This is a genomic window from Nocardia sp. CA-290969 (genome assembly GCF_050936135.1).
In the GTDB taxonomy this organism is placed as follows: Bacteria; Actinomycetota; Actinomycetes; order Mycobacteriales; family Mycobacteriaceae; genus Nocardia.
The window spans coordinates 4,931,220-4,953,559 of record NZ_JBNJNJ010000001.1; the positions used below are offsets into that span (position 1 = coordinate 4,931,220).

Here is a 22,340-nt window from a genome sequence, read left to right on the forward strand (position 1 = left end):
GCTACGCACGTAGCAAAAGTCTACGCTCGTAGCATGAGTTCGCTACCCGCCAGAGACCTCCGTAATCACACCGCGGAGGTGTTGCGCCGGGTCGAGGCCGGTGAAGAGTTCGAGATTCTGAAGGACAACCGGCCGGTGGCGAAGATCATCCCGCTCCCGCACCGCCGCCAATGGGTTCCGGCTGCGGAGATCATCCAAGAATTGATGCGGCTGGGACCCGACACGACCGGTCTCGCGGAAGAACTACGCGAAATCCTGCCCGACACCACGGATGACCTGCCGTGGTGAGCGCCACGCGAGCGATCGCGGACACATCCATTTTCATCGGTGCGGAGGAACGCCGATTCGACCGTTCCCGATTCGAGGACTACGAATGGGGAGTATCGGTGGTCACGCTGGGCGAGCTACGCCTCGGAGTGATCAACGCCCGCGACCCGGAGGCTGCAGCGCGCAGACTCTCCACCTATCAACTCGCGCAGCGATTCGAACCCCTCGAGGTGGACGAGCTGGTAGCCGAGACGTGGGCCCTACTGGTTTCCCGGCTACGCGGCGCCGGTCGAAAAGTGCCGATCAACGACAGCTGGATCGCAGCCACCGCGCTGACTTACGGAGTGCCCGTCGTAACTCAGGACAGCGATTACGACGGTATGCCGAACCTCGACGTTGTGAAGTTCTGAAGGAACCCGGACCCGTCGACCCACTCGGGTGTTGTCGTTCGATCAGCTCTTCGAGTGGACCGGCTGCAGCAACGATATTCGTCGACAGCGCAGAATCGGTGCCTTTGCCGACTGCCGACTTCGATCTCGCCGTCGCAGCGACAGCAGTCCACTGGTTCGATCTCGATACTGTGCTGCCGAAACTTCATCGCGCGTTGGTGCCCGGAGGTCATTTCGCCTTCTGGCGCAACGCATTCGGTGATCCGACCGCCGACCCCACCCCGTTCCGGCAGCCGGTCGCGGCGATCACCGCGCGCCGCGGCAACCAACCACCGTGGCGCGCAGTGCGTAACCGCGCGACTACAGCGGAAGGTCGGCTCCTGGAGTAGCGTCGGCGGTGTGTCGGACACCCAACTTGTCGGAGTGCAGAAGACTCTCAGCCCCGTCCTCCGAGCCAAAGCACTGGACAACCGGCTACCGGACCCGATCCTCGGCGACGAATACGCCGAGGAGACGATGCGGCGCCTCGACCCCGGCTACGACAAACGCCTGTTCGGTACCAGCCAGATGGGCCTTGCCGCCGTGGTGCGCGCGAAAACCCACGACGACTGGGCGCGGAGCTTCCTCGCCGAGCATCCGGACGCGGTGGTACTGCATCTCGGCTGCGGTCTCGACGCGCGTGTCCACCGGATCGACCCGCCTGCCACGGTCGACTGGTACGACCTGGACTATCCCGCCATCATCGAATTGCGGCAACAGTTCCTCCCGCCGCGCGAGCACTACACCCTGATCGGGTCCAGCGTCACCGACCTGGCCTGGCTGGACCGCATTCCCCGTGGCCGGCCGGTGCTGATGATCGCCGAGGGACTGGTGCCCTATCTGACCGAGGCCGAGCTGCGGCAGCTGCTGACCAGTGTCGTCGAGGCATTCCCCAGCGGCCGCCTACAGTTCGATACGGTGGCGGTCTGGGCGTGGCGCACCTCGAAATGGGACCCCACGCTACGCAAGTACGGGACCCGGTTCCATTGCGGCTTCGACGATCCCGCCGCCCTGGCCGAGTGGCACCCACGGCTCGAATTCATCGATGAGGCACCGCTGAACGATTCGCCGGTGCTCATGGCCAAGGCGCCCGCGAACGCACGCCGCCTGTTCCGCCTGTTGAATCTGCTGCCGGGTATGAAACGCTCTACCCGTATCGTGCGGTTCGGATTCTGAATGTACGCCGGCCGATCAGCGATCTACGCCCTACTCAGGTGTGCAGAGTAGGGCGGTAGATCAGTTCCTGGATATTGCCGTCGAGTGTCCGGTTCTCCAGCAGTTCGAGGTCGAAATCTTCGGCACCGCGGAAAATCGGGTCCAGTCCGCTCTTGCCGGTGATCACCGGGAAGAGCGTGACCTGGATGCGGTCCACCAGACCTGCCGCGAGCAGGGACCGGTTCATCGACAGGCTGCCGTGTGAGCGCAGCGGAACGGTGGACTCCTGCTTCAGCCGGGTGACGATATCGACGGCGTCGCCGTTGGCGAGGGTGGCGTCCGGCCAGTCGAGGGGGCCTTCGAGGGTGGTCGATACAACGGTTGCCGGGAGGTTCCGCATCCGGGTGACCCATGGGTCGCGCACATCGGAGTCCGCGGTGCTCGCGGCCAGCATCTGCGCGAACGCGCGGTACGTGTTCGCGCCGAGGACCATCCTCTGTTCCTCGTTGTATACGGCGAGGCGATGGTCGAGCAGTTCGGGGCCCTGTTTGCCCCAGTACCCGGTCCAGTTGCCGCCGGCGGCGCCGTAGCCGTCGAGGCTGGAGAATACGTCGAAGGTGTAGGTCGCGGTCATCTGCTCTCCTCGGGTGCGGTCGAACGAGTACAGGAATCGAGACCGGATCTCGCGCCGGAACTCATCGCCACGCGCGGGAACAACCCGGCACCGTTGCGTGTTGTATCAGGTGCCGCTACTGTAGGGGCAGTCTTCATCTTGTGGATGTAGGTGGCTCACTCCCTCCCACAAGAATCCGCATTCGCCGTTCCAGTGTTCGAATGCCGTCGACTCGGCACAACGTTCCGGCCGGCCGTGTTCCGGCCGCCACGATGCCGCCGTTCATCACCTCCGCGCCCGTGGCGTGCGCCGATCGCAGCATGCACTGTTCACCGCTACCGGCCATTCACCCAACTCATACCTCAGGAGAAAAGCCATGCAAGACAACATTATTCATAGACAGGACAGCTCGGCCGGCAACAGCCCGGTATCGATCACCGGGATCCTCGACCTCACCGACAACCATGCCGCGCTCCGGGTCGACGGGTATCTACCCGGACCGCGCGACGCTCATGTACCACGGCGCCTGATCCGCGAGTTCGGACTCCGTCGCGGCGACACCCTCACGGGCACACTCGGCACCGACCGGGAGAGCGCGAAACTCCCGCCCTTGGCCCGGGTCGAGAGCATCAACGGCTTACCGCCCGACAGCGCGAAGTCGCGACCGCATTTCGCGGACCTGGTACCGCTGTACCCGCAAGACCGCCTGCGGCTCGAAACCGAACCGCACGAACTGACCACGCGGATCACCGATCTGGTGATGCCGATCGGGAAGGGGCAGCGCGCCCTGATCGTCGCCCCGCCCAAAGCGGGTAAGACCTCCGTGCTCCAGTCCATGGCGCACGGCATCGCCAAGAACCATCCCGAATGCCAGTTGATGCTGGTGCTCGTCGGGGAACGCCCCGAGGAGGTGACCGATCTGTCCCGCGCGGTACCGGCCGAAATCGCCGCCGCGACGTTCGATCAACCGGCCCGCGACCATATCGCGCTCGCCGAACTGGCCATCGAACACGCCAAACGCCTCGTCGAAATGGGCCGCGACGTGGTGGTCCTCCTCGATTCGCTGACCAGGCTGGCCCGCGCGTACAACCTGGCCGCCGCCGGGTCCGGGCGCATCCTCTCCGGCGGGGTCGACGCCGCGGCGCTGGCACCACCGAAGAAATTCCTCGGCGCCGCCCGCAATATCGAGAACGGCGGCTCGCTCACCATCATCGCCAGCGCGCTGGTCGAAACCGGCTCGCTCGCCGACACCGTGATCTTCGAGGAGTACAAGGGCACCGGAAACGCCGAACTGAAATTGGACCGGCAGGCCGCCGACCGGCGGCTGTTCCCGGCGATCGATATCGACCGCTCGAGCACCCGCAAGGAGGAGCTGCTCCTGTCCCCCGATGAGCGCACCGCCACGCATTCACTGCGCGCGACCCTCGCCGGCCGCGATCCCCGGCAGGCGCTGGAGCTGCTGTTGACCGGCCTCGGGCAGACCGGATCCAACGCCGAATTCCTCACCCAGATCCGTACCGCGAACTGATCCTCACCTCCTCGGTGCCGCGTTCAGCAGCGCTGGCCGCCGCCGGTCGACGCGGAAGCCCTGATGACGCTCGCCCGGGCCGCAGATGTTCACGACGATCGAGAGCATTGCAGCGTCTGCCGCGGCATTCGCCCGCCGCGCCGACTCCCTCCGAACTGTAAGACGTTCTGCACCAGTGTGTCACGCATTCTGTTGACTTCCGTCATTGAAACTTTTTATTGACATTTTTCAATGACTACTCCCTAATGGGTTGCGTGAACGCACCGACGCAGCAGCCCCGCGGCCGCGAAGCCCGGCGCCTGGAAACCCGGGAGCGGGTCTTCGAGGCCGCCGTTGCCGAGTTCCGGCGCACCGGCACCGCCGGTGCGGATGTGGGCGCCATCATCGAGGCCGCCGGGGTCGCGCGGGGTACGTTCTACTTTCATTTCCCCAGCAAAGAGCATGTGCTGCTGGAGCTGGAACGGCGTGAAGAGGCACGCGTCGCCAAGGAGTTCGCCCGGTTCGTCGCCCGGCCACACGACCTGCCCGCCGCGCTGCAGAAGGCGGTGCGGCTGGTGCTCTCGGTCGAGCGCCGGGTGGGCGCGATCCTGTTCAAGGATGTCCTCGGGCTGCACTTCGCCCCGACCCGTCCGCCGGACGACGAATGGACCGATCACCCACTGATCGTGCTGGTGGTCGAGGAGATCGGCCGGGCCCGCGCGGCCGGCGAGGCGGCCGACGAGGTCGATCCCTTCCACAGCGCGGTGTTCTTCCTGCTCGGGCTCTACGCCCTGCTCACCACCACCAGCGATTCGAAATCCGTGCGAGCGTCGATGCTCGACAACTACGTCACCGTCGCCCTGCGCGGGATGGAGCCGAGATGAGCATCCGCCGTCCGGCTATCGAGAACAGCACACACCGGAGGTTCCCATGTGGCAAGACATCGTGCGCCTGATCGTCGCCTGGGGCTCCATGGGGGCCGTGATCGGGTTCTGGTACTGGGTCATGCGCAATATCGGGACGTTCTGAGCCACCGGATCGGATGAGCGACCGAGGCACAGGTAACCGGCCATGGATGTCCGCGAAACCCCCGCCGCCGCGCTGGAGCGCAGTTGCGCCGTCACCGCGGTCGCGTTCTCCGCGCGGCGCCGCGAGGGTGCCCGGCTGATCACCGGCGAACGCCGGGCGTTCGGCCTGAACGCCACTCAAACTGTCGTGCACGTGCCCTATCCGCCCCTACCGGGCTGGACCCGCCGCACCGTGACCTGCGGTGTCGCCCTGCAGTGCGCGCCGTCGAAGGAACGTATCGCCCGGTACGCGCTGCACGAACTGTCGCCCCGGGAACTGGCGAGCCTCGCCGTGGTGGAAGGCGCAGTCGCGCTGGGGTGGGTCGCCGCGCGGTTCCCCGGCCTGATCCCGGAACTACGTCGCGTACTGCCCGATCTCGAGATCGGCGATCCCGAACTGGAAGGCCTGGCGATACTCGATCGGGCGGTGGCGGCGGCCCGTTCGTCCCGTATGCAGGCCCCGCACCCGATCCTCGGGGTGCCGCCGCTCACCGTTCCCGCGCGTGGCCGGGTTTCGCTGGCGGTCCGGCGGATGTACGGGCGGATGCCGTGGACAACGCCGCGCACCGACTCCTATCGCGCCATGGCGGTACCCGTCGGCGGGGAGGGTGGGGTGCGCAATCCCAATCTGCCGCCGCCGAGCCGGCCGGAGAACGAGGAACTCGAGATCTCGCCGGACCGGCGGGCCGGGATCCCCTACCCCGAATGGAATATGTGGACCGGTAGTTTCCTGCCCGGTCACGTCGCCGTCCTGGAACGCCGGCAGGCCAGGGCGGCACACAGTCCCGCGCCCGTCGCGGTGGATGTGCGGCGCTGGTTCGCCGAGCGCACCCACCGGGCGATGATCGGCGGCCGCGAAGACGGTTCCGATCTGGATATCGACCGCTATATCGGCCACTACGTGGACCTGCTGACGGGCGCGGCACCGCAGCCGCGAGTGTTCCGGGAACTGCTGCCCGACGCCCGGGATGTGGCCACCGCCGTTCTCCTGGACGGGAGTTCGTCACTCGGGGTGCATCAGGGGCGCACGTTCCGGCTGGAGCTGGCGTGCGCGGACGCGCTGTCGCAGGCGATGGCCGCGGTCCGCGAGCGGCACGGGATCTTCGTGTTCACCGGGAACACCCGGCATCGAGTGGAAGTGCGCTGCCTGAAGGATTTCGAGGAACCGAGTTTCGTGCATCCGGGTGCCCTCGGCCTGGAAACCGGCGGCTACACCCGGCTCGGCGCACCGGTCCGGCACCTGACCAGCCGCCTGCTCGCACAACCCGCGCAGCGGCGGCTGCTGCTGATCCTCGGCGACGGCCTGATCTCCGACGAGGGGTACGAAGGGCGTTACGCCTGGGCGGATGTCGCGCACGCCGTCGAGGAAGCCGGGGAAGCCGGTGTCGCCGTCTACTACCTCGGCATCGGGCCGGTACGCGTCGATCCGCTGCCCACCGTTTTCGGGGCCCGGCGTTCCCGGCGGATTCACCGCGTCGAGGACTTGCCCCGCGTACTCGCCCACGTCCATCGCGAATTGGTGGCCGCGTGAAGGGGCGTGGGGCGGGAGCGAAGAGGCGGCGCCGCCGGGTTGCCACCGGTCGCCACGCCGTCGCGCACGGGACGCGGCGCACGCTGCGCCCGGCGACCGGATGAGAGGTGATGATGAACACGGACTATTACTCGACCGGTAACGATATCGAGTTGTTCGACAAGGCTTTTCAGCGACGCATACCGGTGATGCTCACCGGGCCGACGGGCTGCGGGAAGACCCGGTTCGTGGAATACATGGGGCAGCGGCTGGGGCGGCCGGTGGTGACGATCAGCTGCCACGACGACCTCACCAGCGCGGACCTGGTGGGCCGGTTCCTGGTGACCGCCGGCGATGTGGTCTGGAACGACGGCCCGCTCACCACCGCGGTGAAGGAAGGCGCGATCTGCTATCTCGACGAGGTGGTCGAGGCCCGGCACGATTCGCTAGCGGTCCTGCATTCGCTCACCGATCACCGCCGGTCGCTGTATCTCGACCGGGCCGGCGAGGTGGTGCCCGCACCGGAAAACTTCATGCTGGTCTGTTCCTACAACCCGGCCTACCGCAGTTCGCTGAAGGAACTCAAACCGTCGTTCCGGCAGCGTTTCATGACCTTGACCATGGACTATCTCGATCCCGACCGCGAGGCCGCGGTGGTGGTCGCCGAAACCGGGGTGGCGCGGGAGGTCGCCCGGCGCCTGGTCGACTGCGCCCGGACGATCCGCGAAGCCGACGAGGTCTTCCACTACGAGCCGCCCTCGACGCGGGTCCTGGTCACCACCGCACATCTCATCGCCGCGGGCGCCACCGAATGGGACGCCGCCCAGGCGTGCCTGCTCGCGCCGCTGAGCAGTAACGGCGCGATCGGCGAAGGACTGCGCGAAATAGCGGCGGCCGCCCTGGCCGCCGCGGAGAACCCGGCCGCGCAGCCGGTGTAGAAGGAGGAGCACAGCCCATGAACGAACAGGACCGCCGGCGACGGCGCGCGCTGATCGCCGTCCAGATCTTCGCCTACGGATTCCTCCTGGCGATGTTCCTCATCCAACTGCATATGTATTCGACCCGGGATTGGTAGGACCCCCGTGAAACTCTCGGCTGTATCTCTCCCCTGGCGTGGCGCGGCGGCAGCGTCCGGCCCCAAGGATTCCTACGACGCACACCACGACGAATCCCGCCGTGCCCAGCGCGAAGCCGATTGGTGGCTGACCGGTGGGACTCTTCTGATGGGCACGCTGGTGCTCGGTATCGTCGGCCTGCCGATCTTCCTGCGCGGAGTGTGGCTACAGCGCCGGGCGCAGCAGTCCGGGCTGTCGGTGCGGCCGATCATCGTCACCCTGATCGGCTATCTGGTGATCCTCGACGCCGCGCTCAACAGCCTCGGCTGGGCCCTCGACCTGATCGCCAACCACACGCTGATCAACCGCGTCATCCTCACCGCGTGGGGCAATTTCTTCGACGCGGGCTATTTCTGGCACTACAACGAACTGTGGATCGGCGGTGCCGGCGCACCCGGCGAGAAGGGCTGGGAAGTGGCCCTGATGCTGACCGTGTTCCCGATGCGGATCGCCGCCGCCATCGCCTTCCTGCAGATGAAACGCTGGGGACACCAGTGGATGATCGTCACCTGCTGGTTCGGGCTGGTGATCTGGATCGGCTACACGTTCAACATGACCATGTACGCCGATGTGCGCTACGACGGGGTCGTACTGCCGGTGATCGGCTGGTGGCTCTACGACATCTTCTATATCACGCCGTTCCTGGCGATTCCCTACCTGCACACGGTCAATCGCGAGATCTTCTCCGACTGACCGGACGGCTGCCGAACCGCTCGAAGGACTCCCATATGAGCACCTCCACCCCCACCACCGATCCGGGCACACCCGAACTGCCGCCGGGCACCACCGCACCGTACGCGCGGATGCACAAATGGTTGCGGCGGGCCATCTTCGTCTGCCTGTTCGCGCTCGTCATCGAGGGCGCGTTCACCGTCCCGGCGCTGGCGCTCTGGTACGGCTGGCCCACCCTTTCGTTCACCGAGATCTGCAGTGAACTGATGAAGGTCAGGTACTCCGACGACACCCTCGAATGCCAACACCCCTACCCGTTGTCCGGCCCGCCGTTCGGCGGGCCCCCGGAAGCGGCGGGCCAGCAAACGGCCCGGGACGAGTGGGGTATCCAGCCGAAACCCGGCTGGGACCGGATCGGGTTCCGCGAACTGATCCAGATCCGGGACGATCGCCTGGCCCGCCAGGAGGCCGCACAGCAGCCGCCGCCGCCACGCTGACGGAAACGGCGGCCGCCCGGCATGCAACGATCGGGGCATGGCCGATTTCCTGACCCCGGAACAGATCACCTGCCGCACCGTCGCGGCGCTGGACGCGGCGGTGGGCGCGGGACGCGACCTCGGCCTCACGGTGACCGACGCCTCGGTGCTGTACGACCTGTTCTCCGTTGTCGTCCACCTCGCGCCCGCACCGGTGGTGGCCCGGATCCCCGTGGTGCTCCCGCACGGGGAACCCGATGCCGTGCCGCGCCGGCAACGAGCCGAACTGGATGTCACCACCTGGCTCGCGGAACGGGGCGTGCCGGTACTGAAGCCCAGCCCGCTCGTACCGTCCGAACCTGTTCGGCGCGAAGGGTTTTCGATGACCTTCTGGGAACTCGCCGAGGAGGACAAGAGCCGGGAGCCCGATTACGCGGCGAATTCCGAACTGGTCGCGGGGCTACATGCCGCCCTGCGCGACTATCCGGGCCCGCTGTCGTTCCTGTCCGCGGCCGAGCCGCGGGCCGTCACCGACAGTCTCGCGCAGCTCGCGCACCGGCCCGAGCTGCTCGACCCCGCGGATCTGGACCGGGCCGTGCGCGAGTGGCGGATCCTGGAACCGTACGTACGCTCCCGCGAACTCTTCGAACAGGCATTCCCCGGGATCGATATCCAGCCGGTGCACGGTGATTCCCCGCCCGCCAACATCTTCTACGGGGTGGACGGCGACCGGTACTCCGATTTCGAGCTGATCACCCTCGGGCCGGTCGAATGGGATCTGGCCGGTCTCGGGCCCGACCTCGAAGCCGCCTACGACCGCGGCGCGCTCGGTCACGGTTTGCGGCCGCTGGACAAGGACGTGCTGGGTTTCGTGAACGCGGTCGGGATGCTGCGGGCGGTCGCGACCCTCGCGCTCGCCCCGCAGCTTCCCGTGCTGGTCGATTATCTGAAGCCTGCGGTCGAGCAGTGGCGTTCCCTGCCGTTCGCCGGGGGGATGGCCGCAGCCGGTCAGGAGTACTTGTAGAACCCTTCGCCGGTGGCGACCCCGAGTTTGCCCTTGTCGATGTAGTTGTCCTTCAGCCACGCGGCCAGGTCGCGGGTGTCCTCGCCGGCGATCAGGATGTTGTAGGGCGTGTTCAGCCCGACGATATCGAGGATCTGGAACGGCCCCGTCGGCGCGCCGGTGGCGATCCGCCAGGTCTTGTCGACAGCTTCCGGTTCGGCGTAGCCGCCCGCGGCGAGTTCGATCGCGGAGTTCAGAAACGGCACCAGCAGCGAGTTCAGGACGTAGCCGGATTTCTCCTTGTGCACCTCGATCGGCACCATTCCGATCGACGAGGCGAAATCGACCAGTGCCCGGAACACCTGTGGTTCGGTATGGGTGGTGCCCATGATCTCGGCGGTATTGAACTTCCACACCTGATTGGCGAAATGCAGGGCGAGGAACCGGCCGGGGCGGCCGGTGAACTCCTGCATATCGCTCGGTAGCAGGGTCGAGGAGTTGGTGGCGAAGATCGCGTGGTCGGGGGCGGCGTCGGCAAGTTTGCGATAGGTCTGCCGTTTGATCTCCAGGACCTCCGGTACGGCCTCGATCACCAGATCGGCATCGGCGACCGCGGCCGCGAGGTCGGTGGTGAGGGCGATCCGCGCGCGGGCCTGTTCGGTCTGCTCCGCGGTCGCGCCCATCACCTCGTCGCGATAGGTGGCGGCGAGCGTGGCCAGCCGGTCGGAAGCCGCGTCCAGCGCCGCCTCACTGATGTCGTAGGCCTGCACCGGGTAGCCGTGATAGGCGGTCTGGAAGGCGATCTGCGAACCGAGCACGCCGGTTCCCAGAACTGTGACCGTACGGATCTCGATGGTCATCGTGTTCTCCTCCTCGTCGGATCGGCCGGGCCCCGGGGAACAACCCCTCGCGACGCACAGAACCCAGTGGACCCCGAATGCCCGGGATTGCGGGGATACGACTCGCACCCGGGTTTGCGATCGGATAACGACCCGGCTCACCCGGAACCTTTTCAATCAATATTTCAATCACTGATTGAATTTTGTGCGGCCGGGTGGTTCACTGACCCCCATGCCCCAGAAAGTCTCGGCCGCCACCCGGGAACGCCTGCTCACCGCCGCCGAACGGCTACTGCTCACCGAGCGCTACGACGAGGTTTCGGTACGCCGCATCTGCGCCGAGGCCGGCGCCAACCCGGCGGCCGTGCACTATCACTTCGGATCCAAAGAAGCCCTGGTCGCGGCGCTGCTCGAGGCCCGCCTCGGCGCCCTGTGGGCCGATCGGCTCACTGCGGTCACCACCGATCGGCGCCCCGTCGCCGAGATCGTGGACACGGTGCTCGCTCCCTTCACCGATCTCGCCGCCGACCCGCTGGGCCGGCTGCATCTGCGCCTGCTCGCCCAATGCGTCCTCGGCCGGCAGGTCGTGCACTGGCAGCAACAGTGGTTCCGGATCGACTCGTGGTCCGGGCTGCTCCCGCAGGTGGCCGAGCGGGAAAGCCGGCGCCGCTGGATGCTGGCCTTCGACCTGATCATCATGCGTTTCGGCGCGGCGGCCGCCGACGACCGGCCCATTCCCCCGCACACCGTGGCAACCCTGCGCGACTTCGTCGTCGCCGGGTTGACCGCGCCCACAGAAGACCCTCGATGATGCGATACCCCCGCGACAGCCTCCGCGGATCCCATCGACGAGCCGCGAAGGAGATTCAGTGAACGACGTATTCGCCCCGGCCACCCTGGGGCCACTCACCCTGCGCAACCGGGTGATCAAGGCCGCCACCTTCGAGGGGCGCACACCCGAGGCGCTGGTCACCGACGATCTGATCGAATTCCATCGCGAGGTGGCGGCCGGCGGGGTCGGGATGACGACGGTGGCCTACTGCGCGGTCGCGCCGGGCGGCCGGACCGACCGGCATCAGATCTATATGCGGCCGGAAGCCGTCCCGGGCCTGCGCCGGCTCACCGACGCGGTCCACGCCGAGGGCGCCGCGGCCAGCGCCCAGATCGGGCACGCCGGTCCGGTCGCCAATGCCGCGTCCAATCGCACCCCCGCGCTGGCGCCCAGCCGGTTCTTCAGCCCGCTCGGAATGGCACCGATGAAGGTGCCCGATATCGCGGAGATCACCGAACTGGTCACCGCGCACGCCGACGCCGCGAAACTGGCGGTCGAATCCGGATTCGACGCGGTGGAGATCCATTTCGGGCACAACTACCTGGCGAGCTCGTTCCTGAGCCCGCTGCTGAACCGGCGCAAGGATGCCTACGGCGGTTCGCTGGAGAACCGGGCCCGCTTCCCCCGCGAGATCGCCCGCGCGGTGCGCGAAGCGGTGGGCGACCGGATCGCGGTCACCGCGAAACTGAATATGGAAGACGGGGTCCGAGGCGGTTTCACGCTTCCGGAATCGTTGCAGGTGGCGTCGTGGCTGGAGGCCGACGACGCACTGGACGCGCTCGAATTGACCGCGGGCAGTTCGCTGCTCAATCCGATGCTGCTGTTCCACGGGGCGGCGCCGCGGCGCGAGTTCGCGAAAACACTGCCCGGGCCGGCGCGGTGGGGTTTCCGGTTGATCGGGAAGGCGTTCCTGCGCGAATATCCGTACGAGAAGGCGTATCTGCTGGAGCGGGCCCGCCAGTTCCGCCGCGAACTGTCGATGCCGCTGGTGTTGCTGGGCGGGATCACCGATCTCGAGTCGATGCGGCTGGCCAGGGCGGAGGGTTTCGAATTCGTCGCCATGGGCCGGGCCCTGCTGCGGGAACCGGATCTGTTGCGGCGCATCCGATCCGATGCGGCCACCGAGTCGGCCTGCGTGCACTGCAACGAATGTATGCCGACGATCTACAGTCGCACCCGATGCGTACTCCGGCTCGATCCCCCGGCACCGGCTATCGCCATCGATCGAGCGGCGGGTTCCGGGGCGAGCTCCGAAAAGGCTGACCGGCAATAGTTTTCCCGTGCAGTCGGTCGGCCGGCAGCGCCGGTCGGTGGCGACTTCCACCGCACGCCGGGCAGTGACGCCACGGTGCGGCCGAACGCGATGAGAACGCGGTGCCATCCGCCGCTTCGATCCGCAACCAACGAGCACCTATTGATTGTGCCGTTAGATAGCGGTATGGTTCTGTTCATCGAAAACGCGCTTCCCACAGTGCGATTACCGCAGACGACCCGTCACCGGCGGGTAGACCGATAGAGGAACCATGCGCCGTAGCCCACGCACCCACCGATTCGCCGCCCGTCTCGCCGCCACCGCTGTGATCGCACTGGCGCCGCTGGCCGTCACCGCGGCCCCCGCCCTGGCCGACCCGGTCGCGGTCGCACCCAGCGACGAGGTCACCGATATCAGCCGCCCCGGCCGGCACAACCACGGCCGCCACGACCACGGCTGGAACGGCCGGCACGACCGCGGCTGGAACGACCACAGCTGGAACGGCCGGCACGACCGCGGCACCGGCTGGGACCGCGGCCACCGCAACCGGCACCGGCACGGCCATCCCGGCTGGAACCGGGGCTGGGACCACGGGCACGGCCTGCCCCTGCCCTGGCATTTGCTCCCGGGCACCGGCAGCGCCTTCTGACACAGAACCGGGACGCCGATCGGGAGATGACACCGGCGGGCCCGGTGCTTCCCGACCGGGACGCCCGGCCCGAGGGCGTCGCCTCGATGGGCGCGGAGCAGTCGGCGATCGGCTCCGCACCCATCGAGGTCGCGCCGTACTCTCAGCCCGCGCTGTCCGTCCGGGGAGCACCACCGGACCCCGGCCCCTGGATATCCACGTCGGCACCGTGCGAGAACGACGCCGATTCCTTGCCCCGCTGCGGCGCGCCCTGGGCACGCAACCGGGGCAGTGCCCGTTCGAAGGCGCCGACCAGCAGATCCGCCAAATCGTGGCTGAAACCGTTGCGAACCACGATGCGGAGCACCTCCAGATCCTGCCGATCGGCGGGGAAGGTGTAGGCGGGCACCAGCCAACCCTGTTCACGCAGGGCCGCCGAAACATCGAACACCGAGTACCCGGTCTCCTCCGGTGCGAGCGTGAATGCGAACACCGGTAACTGGCTGCCGTCGGTGAGCAACCGGAACGGGCCCAACTCGGCGATCCGGCGGGCCAGCGCCATCGCGACCTCCCGGCTGTAGCCCTGCACGCGTTCGTACCCGCGACGCCCGAGCCGAAGGAACGTGTAGTACTGCGCCACCACCTGGGCGCCCGGCCGGGAGAAATTCAGCGCGAAGGTCGGCATCTGGCCGCCGAGGTAGTTCACCCGGAACACCAGTTCCTCGGGCAGCGCCGCGGTATCCCGCCACAGCACCCAGCCCACACCCGGATACACCAGCCCGTACTTGTGCCCCGAGGTGTTGATCGAGGCCACCCGCGGCAGCCGGAAATCCCATTCCAGATCCGGATCGCAGAACGGCGCGACCATGGCGCCGGACGCGCCGTCCACATGCACCGGAATATCCCAGCCGTGCTCGTCGCGGAGCCGATCCAGCGCGGCACAGATCTCGGCGACCGGTTCGTAACTGCCGTCGAACGTGGAACCCAGCACGGCCACCACACCGATGGTGTTCTCATCGCAGCGCGCCGCCGCCTCGCCGGCGGTCAGATGGAACCGCTCCCCCGACATCGGCACCAGCCGCGCCTCCACATCCCAGTATTCGGCGAACTTCTCCCAGCACACCTGCACATTGCTGCCCATCACCAGATTGGGCCGCCCGGTGGACTGCCCGGCCGCCCGCCGCCGCTGCTGCCAGCGGCGTTTCAACGCCAGCCCGGCCAGCATGCACGCCTCGCTCGAACCGGTGGTCGAACAACCGACCGCACGATCAGGGTTCGCGGCATGCCAGAGATCGGCGAGTATCCGCACACACCGCTGCTCGAGCTCCGCGGTCCGCGGATACTCGTCCTTGTCGATCATGTTCTTGTCGAAACATTCGCTCATCAGCGCCTGCGCCGCCGGCTCCATCCACGTGGTCACGAACGTGGCCAGATTGAGACGGGCATTGCCGTCGAGCAGCAACTCGTCGTGCACGATCTGGTAGGCGGTATCACTGTCGATCTCGGCGTCCGGGAGCCGGAAGCGCGGCACCTCGATCGGCTCCCGGCTGAACACGGGATTCACCGCGACCTGCTCACGATCGATCCCCGGCGAATGCGCCGGATGGCTCAAAGCCATGGAAAACCTCCGCAGGCATCCGGCCGGGCGCCGGTCGCCCGGTCCGCTCGAATCCACCGAGTATTCCCTGGCCCGCCGTCTTCCCGCCGCACCCCGAAGCCCACGGCGGGTCGCTGTGTTTATTGGCGCCGACTCCGTCGGCGCGGGTTTTGGCCCCCCTAAGTCCCTGCTGTCAGCACTCGACACTCGCGGCTGCGCCGCATCGCATCGAGCACTGACAGCAGGGACGGGCCAAAACCTCCAAGGGCCTCGTAAGACTCGGCACCGCCGTGGTCGCGTTCGATTTGGCTCTGAATGGCTCGCTGAACCCGTCGGCGTCGTGGTTGCGTTCGGGTCGCGGTGATCGGTCCTCCACATGTCTCGCCTCGGCGCCGCGGCCGGGCGGTTAGGCTTGGACGCGGGCCGGCCTCGAATGCTTCTGGACTCGGTTGAACAAATATCGACGGGGATGGCCCGGGTTGCCGGCTGTGTTTCCCGGCATCTTGCATCCGCAATCACCTGGCGAAGGAGATCCGCGTGAAATCCGTCAATCCGTATCTGATGTTCAACGGCAACGCCGAGGAGGCGTTCACCTTCTATCGGTCCGTTTTCGGCGGCGAACTGCAGCTGATCCGGTTCGGCGATATGGGGGAGGCCGAGAATCTGCCCGCGGAGGCCAAGAATTTGGTGGCGCATGTGGCGCTGCCGCTCAACGGTGTCGAACAGATCCTGATGGGTTCGGACTGTCCGCCCGGGCAGACCGTCGATGTGTCGAGCAAGCCGAACTTCACCGTATGCCTGGAACTCAGTGATGAAGACGAGGCGCGGCGGCTGTTCGAGGCGCTCGCCGTCGGCGGCACGGTGGATATGCAACTCGCCAAAACGGAATGGACCCAACTGTTCGGGATGCTCACCGACCGGTTCTCCATCCCGTGGATGTTCGACTTCGGCGGCCAGTAGACCCCGGCCCGCGGCCCGCCTGCGATGAGCTCACCGATGAGCGACCACCCGGAGCCGGCGACCCGGTCCGGTTCCGGGCTGGTCCTCGCCGTACTGTGCGCCGGACAGTTCCTGATGACCCTCGACAGTTCGGTGATGAACGTATCGATGGCGACGGTGGCACAGGATCTGGGCACCACCATCACCGGTATCCAAACCGCCATCACCCTCTACACCCTGGTCATGGCCTCGCTGATGATCACCGGCGGGAAGATCGGCGCGATCGTCGGCCGGCGACGGGTATTCGGGATCGGGCTGATCATCTACGGCGCGGGTTCGTTCATCACCGGCCTGGCACCGAATCTCGGGATCCTCCTGCTGGGCTGGTCGCTGTTGGAGGGCATCGGGGCAGCGCTGATCATGCCGGCGATCGTATCCCTGGTCGCGGCGAATATCCCGGCCGAACGCCGCAATGCCGCCTATGGACTGGTCGCCGCCGCGGGTGCCGCGGCCGTGGCCGTCGGACCGCTGCTGGGCGGAGCCGTCACCACCTACGCCTCATGGCGGCTGGTGTTCTTCGGCGAGGTGGTGATCGTCGCGGTGATCATGCTGCTGCTGCGCCGGATGGCCGACAGTCCGCCCGAGCAGGCCCGGCTGGATATCGTCGGTTCGGTCCTGTCGGTGGGTGGGCTCGGCATGATCGTGTACGGCGTCCTCCGATCCAGTGAATGGGGCTGGATCCAGGAACGGCCCGGGGAGCCAGGCCTCTTCGGCCTCTCCTTGGTGGTCTGGCTGCTGCTCGGCGGGCTGTTGCTGCTGTACCTGCTCCGGGAATGGCTCGCCAGACTGATCCGGGCCGGCCGCGAGCCACTGTTCGACCCGGCGCTGCTGCGCAACCGGCAGCTCAACGGCGGGCTGGGCATGTTCTTTGCCCAATTCTGCGTACAGGCGGGGGTTTTCTTCGCCGTCCCGCTGTTCCTGTCGGTCGTCCTGCAACTCGACGCCCTCGGCACCGGGGCCCGGCTGCTCCCGCTCTCGGTCGCCTTGATCGTGACCGCGGTGGGCATTCCGAAGTTCGTACCGCGGGCCGGCCCCCGGCGTGTGGTACGGCTCGGCCTGGTCTCGATGATCCTCGGCATCCTGTTGCTCGCGGCCGGTATGGACCCCGGCGCGGATGCGCGGGTGGTCGCGATCCCGATGCTGCTGATGGGTGCCGGGCTGGGTGCGCTGGCCTCGCAACTGGGCGCGGTCACGGTCTCGGCGGTCCCCGAATCACGCAGCGCCGAAGTGGGCGGGTTGCAGAACACCGCCAGTTACCTGGGGGCCTCACTGGGGACCGCGCTCATCGGCTCCGTGCTGATCGCGACCCTCACGACCTCGGTCACCGCCGGTATCGAGAACGACCCGCGGATTCCCGCCGCCGTCCAGCAGCAGGCCGCCACCGAACTGACCGACGGTGTTCCGTTCCTCTCCGATACGGAGCTACGCGACGCGCTCGGCGCCGCCGGGGTGGACGAGGCGACGGCCGACGCCGTGGTCGCGATCAACTCCGACGCACGCCTGGACGCCCTGCACACCACGTTCGCCCTGACCGCTCTGCTCGCGATGGCGGCGCTGCTGATCACCCGCCGGCTCCCCGCGCGATCCACGGTCGCGGAGGCCACGGAACCGCAGGGTTCGAGCTGATCACCGGCGACCTGGACCGTGCGCCGATCGCGGGGCTATCCCCGGCGGGGGTCGCCGAGACCGCGCATCGCCAGGGCGATGCGGCCGCTCATCGGGACCCGGAACACCTCGGGTAGCCACGGTGCCCGGCGGTGGTGCGGACGGCTGCGGTTGGCCCACAGCGGATTCGATTCGTCGCGCCGATAGACGGCCAGCTGGCCGGCCACGGTGAACCGCAGGTGGGTCGCGCTGCCGATCACCTCACCGTCGGCGGCGAGCGCCTCGGGCACCGGCAGATGGACCCGCAACTCGGGCATCTGCCGCTCCCCGTACACCCGGCTGTGCCCGATCGCGGCCAGCAGCAGCGCGACCACCGCGCGGGTACGTGACCAGCGCAGATCCGCCCGCAGCCAGCGCACATCGAGCAGGCCCGAATCGAGACGGTCGCGGAAGGCGGGCACCGCGCCGTGCGGATGGTAGGGGCCGTTGCCGACAAACAGGAACCACACCCGTTGCCAGCGGCGGTCCAGATAGATCTCGATGGGTTCGGCGCGGCGCAGGGTGACCACGAGCGCCGCGGCGAACGCGGGCCATTTACCCCAGCGTTTCTGCCATTTCTCCCGCAACCGCACCAGGTCGGGGTAGGCGCCGAGGCTGAATGTGTTGATCAGATGCCTGGTGCGCGTTTCGTTTTCGTCGCCGTATTCGACCGCGGCGATATCGACCGCCACCGCCTCGCCGACGCCGGTCGCGTCGATCACTTCACGCAGATCGTAGACCCCCAGATCGCGCGCGAAATGGTTGAGCGTCCCGGTAGGAATCACCACCAGCGGCAAACCCTTGCGCAACGCGACCGCGGCCACCGCGGCCACGGTGCCGTCGCCGCCGGCCACGCCGACCGCCAGTACCGGCTGCCGCTGCTCGGCGATGGCCTGTTCGAGGTGGACGGCGCAGTCCAGGTCGGGGCTGGTGCGCAGCACCGTCGCGGCGGGCAGGGCGGCGGCGATATCGTCGGTCGGGTCGTAGTTCGCGTCGCCGGAAATTGGATTGACCATCACCACCAGGCCTTTGCCCTCGGCCAGCACCGGCACCTCGGGCACCGGGGCCGCCAGTGCCTCGTCCGATTCCCGCACCGGCCACCAGCGCCGGGTGGCCAGTGCGATACCGGAGCCGACGGCCGCGCCGACGAGTACATCCGAACCCCAGTGCACGCCCGTATGCACCCGGGAATAGGCCACGGCGGCCGCCACCGGCGCCACCACCAGACCCGCGCGCGGGCTCTCCATCGCCACCGCGGTGGCGAAGGCGGCGGCGCTCGCGCTGTGCCCGGAGGGGAACGACGACGAGGTCGGTGCCGGGGCCAGCCGCCGGTGCGCGGGCATCAGTTCGGCGGCCGGCCGGCGGCGCGCGAACACGGATTTGAGCACGATATTGGTGACGAAACTCGCGCCCGCCACCGAGGCGACCCCGCGCAGCGCGCCGCGCCGGGTCGCTCCGCCGCGGGAGGCCAGTAGGGCCGCGCCCACCATCCACAGCACACCATGGTCGGCGCTACAGGTCAGGCGCAGCAGACCCGCATCGGCTTTCGTGGCGGGCAGCTGCGCCACCGTATCCCCCACCGCCTGATCCAATCGCCCGATCCTGCGGAACCGACGGCCTGTCCACCTACTCACCCGCCCGACACTACCGAGCGCGCGGGTGTACCCGCGACCCGTGGCGGCGCCGCCGGATTCGCCGGTGCGGCGCCGGAACCCGGCCGCCACTCAGGCCGTGGTGCGCCGTTTCGGCAGTTTCCAGCCCGGCCGGGGGAAATGGCAGGTGTAGCCGTTGGGGAAATGCTGCAGGTAATCCTGGTGTTCGGGTTCGGCCTCCCAGAACTCGACTGCCGGCGATACCTCGGTGACCACTTTGCCCGGCCACAACCCGGAATCCTCGACGTCGACGATGGTCTCCAACGCGACCCGCTTCTGCTCCTCGTCGAGATAGAAGATCTCGGAGCGGTAGCTGGTGCCGATATCGTTGCCCTGGCGATCCTTCGTCGTCGGGTCGTGGATCTGGAAGAAGAATTCCAGCAGGGCCCGGTAGTCGGTCTGTTCCGGGTCGTAGACGATCTCCACCGCCTCGGCGTGCCCGGGATGGTTGCGGTAGGTCGGGCGGTCGTTCTGCCCGCCGGTGTAGCCGACGCGGGTACCGAGCACCCCCGGCTGCTTACGGATCAGCTCCTGCATACCCCAGAAGCACCCACCGGCCAGGATCGCCTTACGCGTTTCCGTCACGCTTCCTCCTTCGTCCCCCTCATTATCGGCCTCGGTTACAACACCCGGGGCGTCCGGGAAAGTCCCCCGGCCGGACCGCGGTCATACCCGCCGCGCGGTGACCAGCAGATACTCCCATTCCATCCGGCCGTTCCCGAGATCGAACCCGGCGGCGAGATCGGTGAGTTCCCGGTCCAGTTCCGCGGCACGCTCCGGTTCGGCCGCCAGTGCCCGGTAGACGGCGATGGTGGGGCCGTAGTTGGCCTTGAAGAATTCCCGGAACGCGTCGGCGTCGGGGAAACAGTCCACCGCGGCGTGCTCCCGGCGCATCTCCAGCCCGGTGACCTGATCGCCCAGCAGTTCGGTGACGTGCTCTTCCGAACCCCACAGCGGCGGCGGCTGCGCCCCTTCCGGTGGTGGCGGCGCGAACGGTTTCATGGTGGCGAACATCCGTCCGATGAATCCGGTGGGCGTCCAGTTCACCAGCCCGATGGAGCCACCGTCCTTGGTCACCCGGAGCAGTTCACCGGCGGCGGCGCGGTGGAACGGCGCGAACATGATCCCCACACAGGAGATCACCACATCGAATTCGCCGTCGGTGTAGGGCAGCGCCTCCGCGTCGGCCTGCTCCCAGCGCAGACTCACGCCGGCGACCGCGGCATTGCGGCGCCCGGCCTCGAACAGTTCCGGCGTCAGATCACTGGCCACCACCTCGGCGCCGGTGGCCGCGGCCGGTATCGCCGCGTTACCCGACCCAGCCGCGATATCCAGCACTTTCTTCCCCGGTCCGAGGGGGCAGGCCCGCACGAGGCGGCTCCCCAGTTCCGGAATCACATCCGCGGCCACCCGTGGGTAGTCACCCGCCGCCCAGATCGCTCTGTGCTTGGTCTTCAGATCACTGGAAAGGGACTGCGTCATCGTCTGCTCCTCGTGGAACTCGCCTGTCACGGCATCTCGCGCGCCCTCCGGATCACTACCTCTCGCTGCCGCGTGGTCGTCGTCGAATCGCCCGGTCTGCTCGCTACCGGACCGCCCCAATTGTCGGCCTCCCCGAGGTCGCACCGCAATCCCCCGGCCCGCCCGGCTGCGGCGCCGGCGAGCCCGCCTGCCCGCCGCGTAGACATGACGTGGATGGGACATTCGCAGGTAAATCCGCTGAGCCGCAACGCAATATATGCATGGTTCGCGTAGGGTTCCACTTCGGCGCCGGGAGCCGGCCGACCCGCCCGCAGGCTCTCGGCACAGTGTGCAAGACAGTATGGAGCTCTTTTGACGACGCGACAGTTCGACGCCCCCGCCGCCCGCCCGATCCACGGCTCCCCGCTCGCCGACGGCGGCCCGCGGATCCCGCTGTACGCGCCGGAGTTCGCCGAGAACCCGCACCGCGTATACCACGAGATGCGCCGCAGGCACCGGTCGATGGTGCCGGTCGACCTGGCTCCCGGGGTGCCGGCGACGCTGGTGATCGAGCACGGGGTAGCGGTGCGCATCCTCAACGATCACGAGCATTTCCCCGCGGATCCGCGCACCTGGCAGAAGGAGATGCCCGCCGACTGCCCGGTACTACCGATCATGGAGTGGCGGCCGGTACCGGCCCGCAGCACCGGGAACGCCTTCCGGCGCTACCGGTCGGCGAATGTGGCGGCGCTCGCGGATGTGGACCTGCACGGGCTGCGCACGGCGGTCGAAAGTCTGGCGACCCCGCTGATCAACGCGTTCTGCGAATCCGGCCACGCCGATCTGCTCATGCAGTACGCCTTCCCGTTGACCTTCGGAGTCTGCAATACGCTGCTGGGCTGTCCCCCGGAGATCGGGCAGCGGGTATCCGCGGGGATGGCGGCCATGTTCGAAGGCGTCGATGCCGGCGAGGCCAACCGCATGATCAACACTGCGCTCGGCGAACTGGTCGCCCACAAACGCTCGAACCCCGGCGACGATGTCACCACCCGGCTGCTCCAGCACGAGGCACAGCTCGACGAACAGGAGATGGTGCATCAGCTGGCCGGTCAATACGGCGCGGTGATCGAACTCCAGCAGAACCTCATCGCCAACACCCTGCTGCTGATCCTCACCGACGACCGTTTCGGCGGCAGTGTGCTGGGCGGCAGCCTGTCCACCCGCGACGCGCTGGACGAGGTGCTGTTCGACAATCCGCCGATGGCGAACTTCCTCATCACCTATCCGCGGCAGCCGATCCTCATCGAGGATGTATGGCTACCGGCCCATCAGCCGGTGGTGATCAGCATCGCCGCCTGCAACCACGACCCCGCCATCCGCGCGCACGACCAGCGCGGCAACCGCTCACATCTGTCGTGGGGCCTGGGCCAGCGCAGCTGCCCCGCGCAGACCCCGGCCTACCTGGTGGCCCAGGAGGCGATCGATCAGTTGCTCGACGCCCTGCCCGAGATGGAACTGGACCTCCCCGACGGCCCGGACTGGCGGCCGGGCCCGTTCCACCGCTCGCTGACCGCACTGCCCGTGACGTTCCCGCCCGCGCCGCCGTTCCCCGGCTAGACGACG

At 67.8% G+C, this 22,340-nt stretch carries 22 protein-coding genes and 1 pseudogene; 17 read left to right on the forward strand and 6 right to left on the reverse strand.

What is annotated here, in order from left to right; translation table 11 throughout:
• Positions 1–33 precede the first annotated feature (33 nt).
• The 4 genes from ACQEVO_RS22620 (at position 34) to ACQEVO_RS22635 (ending at position 1,871) form a co-directional block, all read left to right on the forward strand.
• Positions 34–288 (forward strand): type II toxin-antitoxin system Phd/YefM family antitoxin, encoded by a 255-nt coding sequence (locus ACQEVO_RS22620; RefSeq protein ID WP_432916479.1) that lies wholly within the window; start codon positions 34–36, stop codon positions 286–288.
• Positions 285–677 carry a type II toxin-antitoxin system VapC family toxin gene (locus ACQEVO_RS22625; protein WP_432916482.1) on the forward strand — a complete coding sequence of 131 codons (393 nt, stop codon included), beginning with the start codon at positions 285–287 and terminating at the stop codon, positions 675–677. Before ACQEVO_RS22620 ends, ACQEVO_RS22625 begins: the two co-directional genes overlap by 4 nt.
• 74 nt (positions 678–751) lie before the next feature.
• Positions 752–1,045: a methyltransferase domain-containing protein gene (locus ACQEVO_RS22630; RefSeq protein ID WP_432922916.1), complete on the forward strand. Its 294-nt coding sequence runs from the start codon at positions 752–754 to the stop codon at positions 1,043–1,045.
• 10 nt (positions 1,046–1,055) lie between these two features.
• Positions 1,056–1,871: a class I SAM-dependent methyltransferase gene (locus ACQEVO_RS22635; RefSeq protein WP_432916485.1), complete on the forward strand. Its 816-nt coding sequence runs from the start codon at positions 1,056–1,058 to the stop codon at positions 1,869–1,871.
• A gap of 34 nt (positions 1,872–1,905) precedes the next feature.
• On the opposite strand, the gene ACQEVO_RS22640 is transcribed toward ACQEVO_RS22635, so the two are convergent.
• Entirely contained in the window at positions 1,906–2,484 is a 579-nt protein-coding gene (locus ACQEVO_RS22640; RefSeq protein ID WP_432916488.1) for a dihydrofolate reductase family protein, read from the reverse strand.
• A gap of 196 nt (positions 2,485–2,680) precedes the next feature.
• Between ACQEVO_RS22640 and ACQEVO_RS22645 the strand changes: the two are divergent.
• The 7 genes and pseudogenes from ACQEVO_RS22645 to ACQEVO_RS22675 all read left to right on the forward strand — a co-directional run.
• Positions 2,681–3,991: pseudogene (locus ACQEVO_RS22645) on the forward strand (transcription termination factor Rho, short form); the annotation flags it as partial.
• A 245-nt stretch (positions 3,992–4,236) separates the two neighbouring features.
• A complete protein-coding gene (locus ACQEVO_RS22650; RefSeq protein WP_432916491.1) occupies positions 4,237–4,854 on the forward strand; it encodes a TetR/AcrR family transcriptional regulator in 618 nt (205 codons plus the stop codon).
• A 187-nt stretch (positions 4,855–5,041) separates the two neighbouring features.
• Positions 5,042–6,568 carry a nitric oxide reductase activation protein NorD gene (locus ACQEVO_RS22655; RefSeq protein WP_432916494.1) on the forward strand — a complete coding sequence of 509 codons (1,527 nt, stop codon included), beginning with the start codon at positions 5,042–5,044 and terminating at the stop codon, positions 6,566–6,568.
• A 113-nt stretch (positions 6,569–6,681) separates the two neighbouring features.
• Complete coding sequence (locus tag ACQEVO_RS22660; protein WP_432922919.1) at positions 6,682–7,485, forward strand: CbbQ/NirQ/NorQ/GpvN family protein; 804 nt, start codon at positions 6,682–6,684, stop codon at positions 7,483–7,485.
• Between the two features lie 144 nt (positions 7,486–7,629).
• A complete protein-coding gene (locus ACQEVO_RS22665; protein WP_432916497.1) occupies positions 7,630–8,355 on the forward strand; it encodes a hypothetical protein in 726 nt (241 codons plus the stop codon).
• A 35-nt stretch (positions 8,356–8,390) separates the two neighbouring features.
• A complete protein-coding gene (locus tag ACQEVO_RS22670) occupies positions 8,391–8,831 on the forward strand; it encodes a hypothetical protein (protein WP_432916499.1) in 441 nt (146 codons plus the stop codon).
• A 37-nt stretch (positions 8,832–8,868) separates the two neighbouring features.
• The gene (locus ACQEVO_RS22675; RefSeq protein WP_432916501.1) at positions 8,869–9,834 is read left to right on the forward strand and encodes an aminoglycoside phosphotransferase family protein; all 966 of its coding nucleotides are present in this window, start codon (positions 8,869–8,871) and stop codon (positions 9,832–9,834) included.
• On the opposite strand, the gene ACQEVO_RS22680 is transcribed toward ACQEVO_RS22675, so the two are convergent.
• On the reverse strand, positions 9,819–10,673 hold the full coding sequence (locus ACQEVO_RS22680; RefSeq protein ID WP_432916503.1) for a 3-hydroxyacyl-CoA dehydrogenase: 855 nt from the start codon (positions 10,671–10,673) through the stop codon (positions 9,819–9,821). The two genes, ACQEVO_RS22675 and ACQEVO_RS22680, sit on opposite strands and share 16 nt — an antisense overlap.
• Before the next feature lie 211 nt (positions 10,674–10,884).
• Between ACQEVO_RS22680 and ACQEVO_RS22685 the strand changes: the two genes are divergently transcribed.
• The 3 genes from ACQEVO_RS22685 (at position 10,885) to ACQEVO_RS22695 (ending at position 13,385) form a co-directional block, all read left to right on the forward strand.
• Positions 10,885–11,463, forward strand: coding sequence for a TetR/AcrR family transcriptional regulator (locus tag ACQEVO_RS22685; protein WP_432916505.1), 579 nt, complete (start codon positions 10,885–10,887; stop codon positions 11,461–11,463).
• A gap of 58 nt (positions 11,464–11,521) precedes the next feature.
• The gene (locus tag ACQEVO_RS22690) at positions 11,522–12,757 is read left to right on the forward strand and encodes an NADH:flavin oxidoreductase (protein WP_432916507.1); all 1,236 of its coding nucleotides are present in this window, start codon (positions 11,522–11,524) and stop codon (positions 12,755–12,757) included.
• Positions 12,758–13,007: 250 nt separating this feature from the next.
• Positions 13,008–13,385: a hypothetical protein gene (locus tag ACQEVO_RS22695; RefSeq protein WP_432916510.1), complete on the forward strand. Its 378-nt coding sequence runs from the start codon at positions 13,008–13,010 to the stop codon at positions 13,383–13,385.
• A gap of 142 nt (positions 13,386–13,527) precedes the next feature.
• Here the strand turns inward: ACQEVO_RS22695 and ACQEVO_RS22700 are convergent, their stop codons facing one another.
• On the reverse strand, positions 13,528–14,982 hold the full coding sequence (locus ACQEVO_RS22700; protein ID WP_432916513.1) for a glutamate decarboxylase: 1,455 nt from the start codon (positions 14,980–14,982) through the stop codon (positions 13,528–13,530).
• Positions 14,983–15,498: 516 nt separating this feature from the next.
• Between ACQEVO_RS22700 and ACQEVO_RS22705 the strand changes: the two genes are divergently transcribed.
• Together ACQEVO_RS22705 and ACQEVO_RS22710 are read left to right on the forward strand one after the other, a co-directional pair.
• A complete protein-coding gene (locus ACQEVO_RS22705) occupies positions 15,499–15,921 on the forward strand; it encodes a VOC family protein (RefSeq protein ID WP_432916516.1) in 423 nt (140 codons plus the stop codon).
• 36 nt (positions 15,922–15,957) lie between these two features.
• The gene (locus tag ACQEVO_RS22710) at positions 15,958–17,586 is read left to right on the forward strand and encodes an MFS transporter (protein ID WP_432916519.1); all 1,629 of its coding nucleotides are present in this window, start codon (positions 15,958–15,960) and stop codon (positions 17,584–17,586) included.
• Positions 17,587–17,621: 35 nt separating this feature from the next.
• Here ACQEVO_RS22710 and ACQEVO_RS22715 read toward each other — a convergent pair whose 3' ends face one another.
• The 3 genes from ACQEVO_RS22715 to ACQEVO_RS22725 all read right to left on the reverse strand — a co-directional run bounded on the left by ACQEVO_RS22715 (position 17,622) and on the right by ACQEVO_RS22725 (position 20,738).
• The gene (locus tag ACQEVO_RS22715; RefSeq protein ID WP_432916522.1) at positions 17,622–19,196 is read right to left on the reverse strand and encodes a bifunctional phosphatase PAP2/diacylglycerol kinase family protein; all 1,575 of its coding nucleotides are present in this window, start codon (positions 19,194–19,196) and stop codon (positions 17,622–17,624) included.
• A 132-nt stretch (positions 19,197–19,328) separates the two neighbouring features.
• Complete coding sequence (msrA, locus tag ACQEVO_RS22720; protein WP_432922922.1) at positions 19,329–19,793, reverse strand: peptide-methionine (S)-S-oxide reductase MsrA; 465 nt, start codon at positions 19,791–19,793, stop codon at positions 19,329–19,331.
• A gap of 129 nt (positions 19,794–19,922) precedes the next feature.
• Positions 19,923–20,738, reverse strand: coding sequence for a class I SAM-dependent methyltransferase (locus ACQEVO_RS22725; protein ID WP_432916524.1), 816 nt, complete (start codon positions 20,736–20,738; stop codon positions 19,923–19,925).
• Between the two features lie 351 nt (positions 20,739–21,089).
• Here ACQEVO_RS22725 and ACQEVO_RS22730 point away from each other — a divergent pair, with 351 nt between their 5' ends.
• Positions 21,090–22,334 (forward strand): cytochrome P450, encoded by a 1,245-nt coding sequence (locus ACQEVO_RS22730; protein ID WP_432916526.1) that lies wholly within the window; start codon positions 21,090–21,092, stop codon positions 22,332–22,334.
• The last annotated feature ends 6 nt before the right edge of the window (positions 22,335–22,340 follow it).

Coding starts and splice junctions, on each gene's coding strand:
- ACQEVO_RS22620 (WP_432916479.1), top strand. CDS start 34: ATGAGTTCGCTACCCGCCAGAGACCTCCGTAATCACACCGCGGAGGTG.
- ACQEVO_RS22680 (WP_432916503.1), bottom strand. CDS start 10,673: ATGACCATCGAGATCCGTACGGTCACAGTTCTGGGAACCGGCGTGCTC.
- ACQEVO_RS22650 (WP_432916491.1), top strand. CDS start 4,237: ATGGGTTGCGTGAACGCACCGACGCAGCAGCCCCGCGGCCGCGAAGCC.
- ACQEVO_RS22660 (WP_432922919.1), top strand. CDS start 6,682: ATGAACACGGACTATTACTCGACCGGTAACGATATCGAGTTGTTCGAC.
- ACQEVO_RS22640 (WP_432916488.1), bottom strand. CDS start 2,484: ATGACCGCGACCTACACCTTCGACGTATTCTCCAGCCTCGACGGCTAC.
- ACQEVO_RS22670 (WP_432916499.1), top strand. CDS start 8,391: ATGAGCACCTCCACCCCCACCACCGATCCGGGCACACCCGAACTGCCG.
- ACQEVO_RS22710 (WP_432916519.1), top strand. CDS start 15,958: ATGAGCGACCACCCGGAGCCGGCGACCCGGTCCGGTTCCGGGCTGGTC.
- ACQEVO_RS22685 (WP_432916505.1), top strand. CDS start 10,885: ATGCCCCAGAAAGTCTCGGCCGCCACCCGGGAACGCCTGCTCACCGCC.
- ACQEVO_RS22655 (WP_432916494.1), top strand. CDS start 5,042: ATGGATGTCCGCGAAACCCCCGCCGCCGCGCTGGAGCGCAGTTGCGCC.
- ACQEVO_RS22675 (WP_432916501.1), top strand. CDS start 8,869: ATGGCCGATTTCCTGACCCCGGAACAGATCACCTGCCGCACCGTCGCG.
- ACQEVO_RS22695 (WP_432916510.1), top strand. CDS start 13,008: ATGCGCCGTAGCCCACGCACCCACCGATTCGCCGCCCGTCTCGCCGCC.
- ACQEVO_RS22725 (WP_432916524.1), bottom strand. CDS start 20,738: ATGACGCAGTCCCTTTCCAGTGATCTGAAGACCAAGCACAGAGCGATC.
- ACQEVO_RS22700 (WP_432916513.1), bottom strand. CDS start 14,982: ATGGCTTTGAGCCATCCGGCGCATTCGCCGGGGATCGATCGTGAGCAG.
- msrA (WP_432922922.1), bottom strand. CDS start 19,793: ATGCAGGAGCTGATCCGTAAGCAGCCGGGGGTGCTCGGTACCCGCGTC.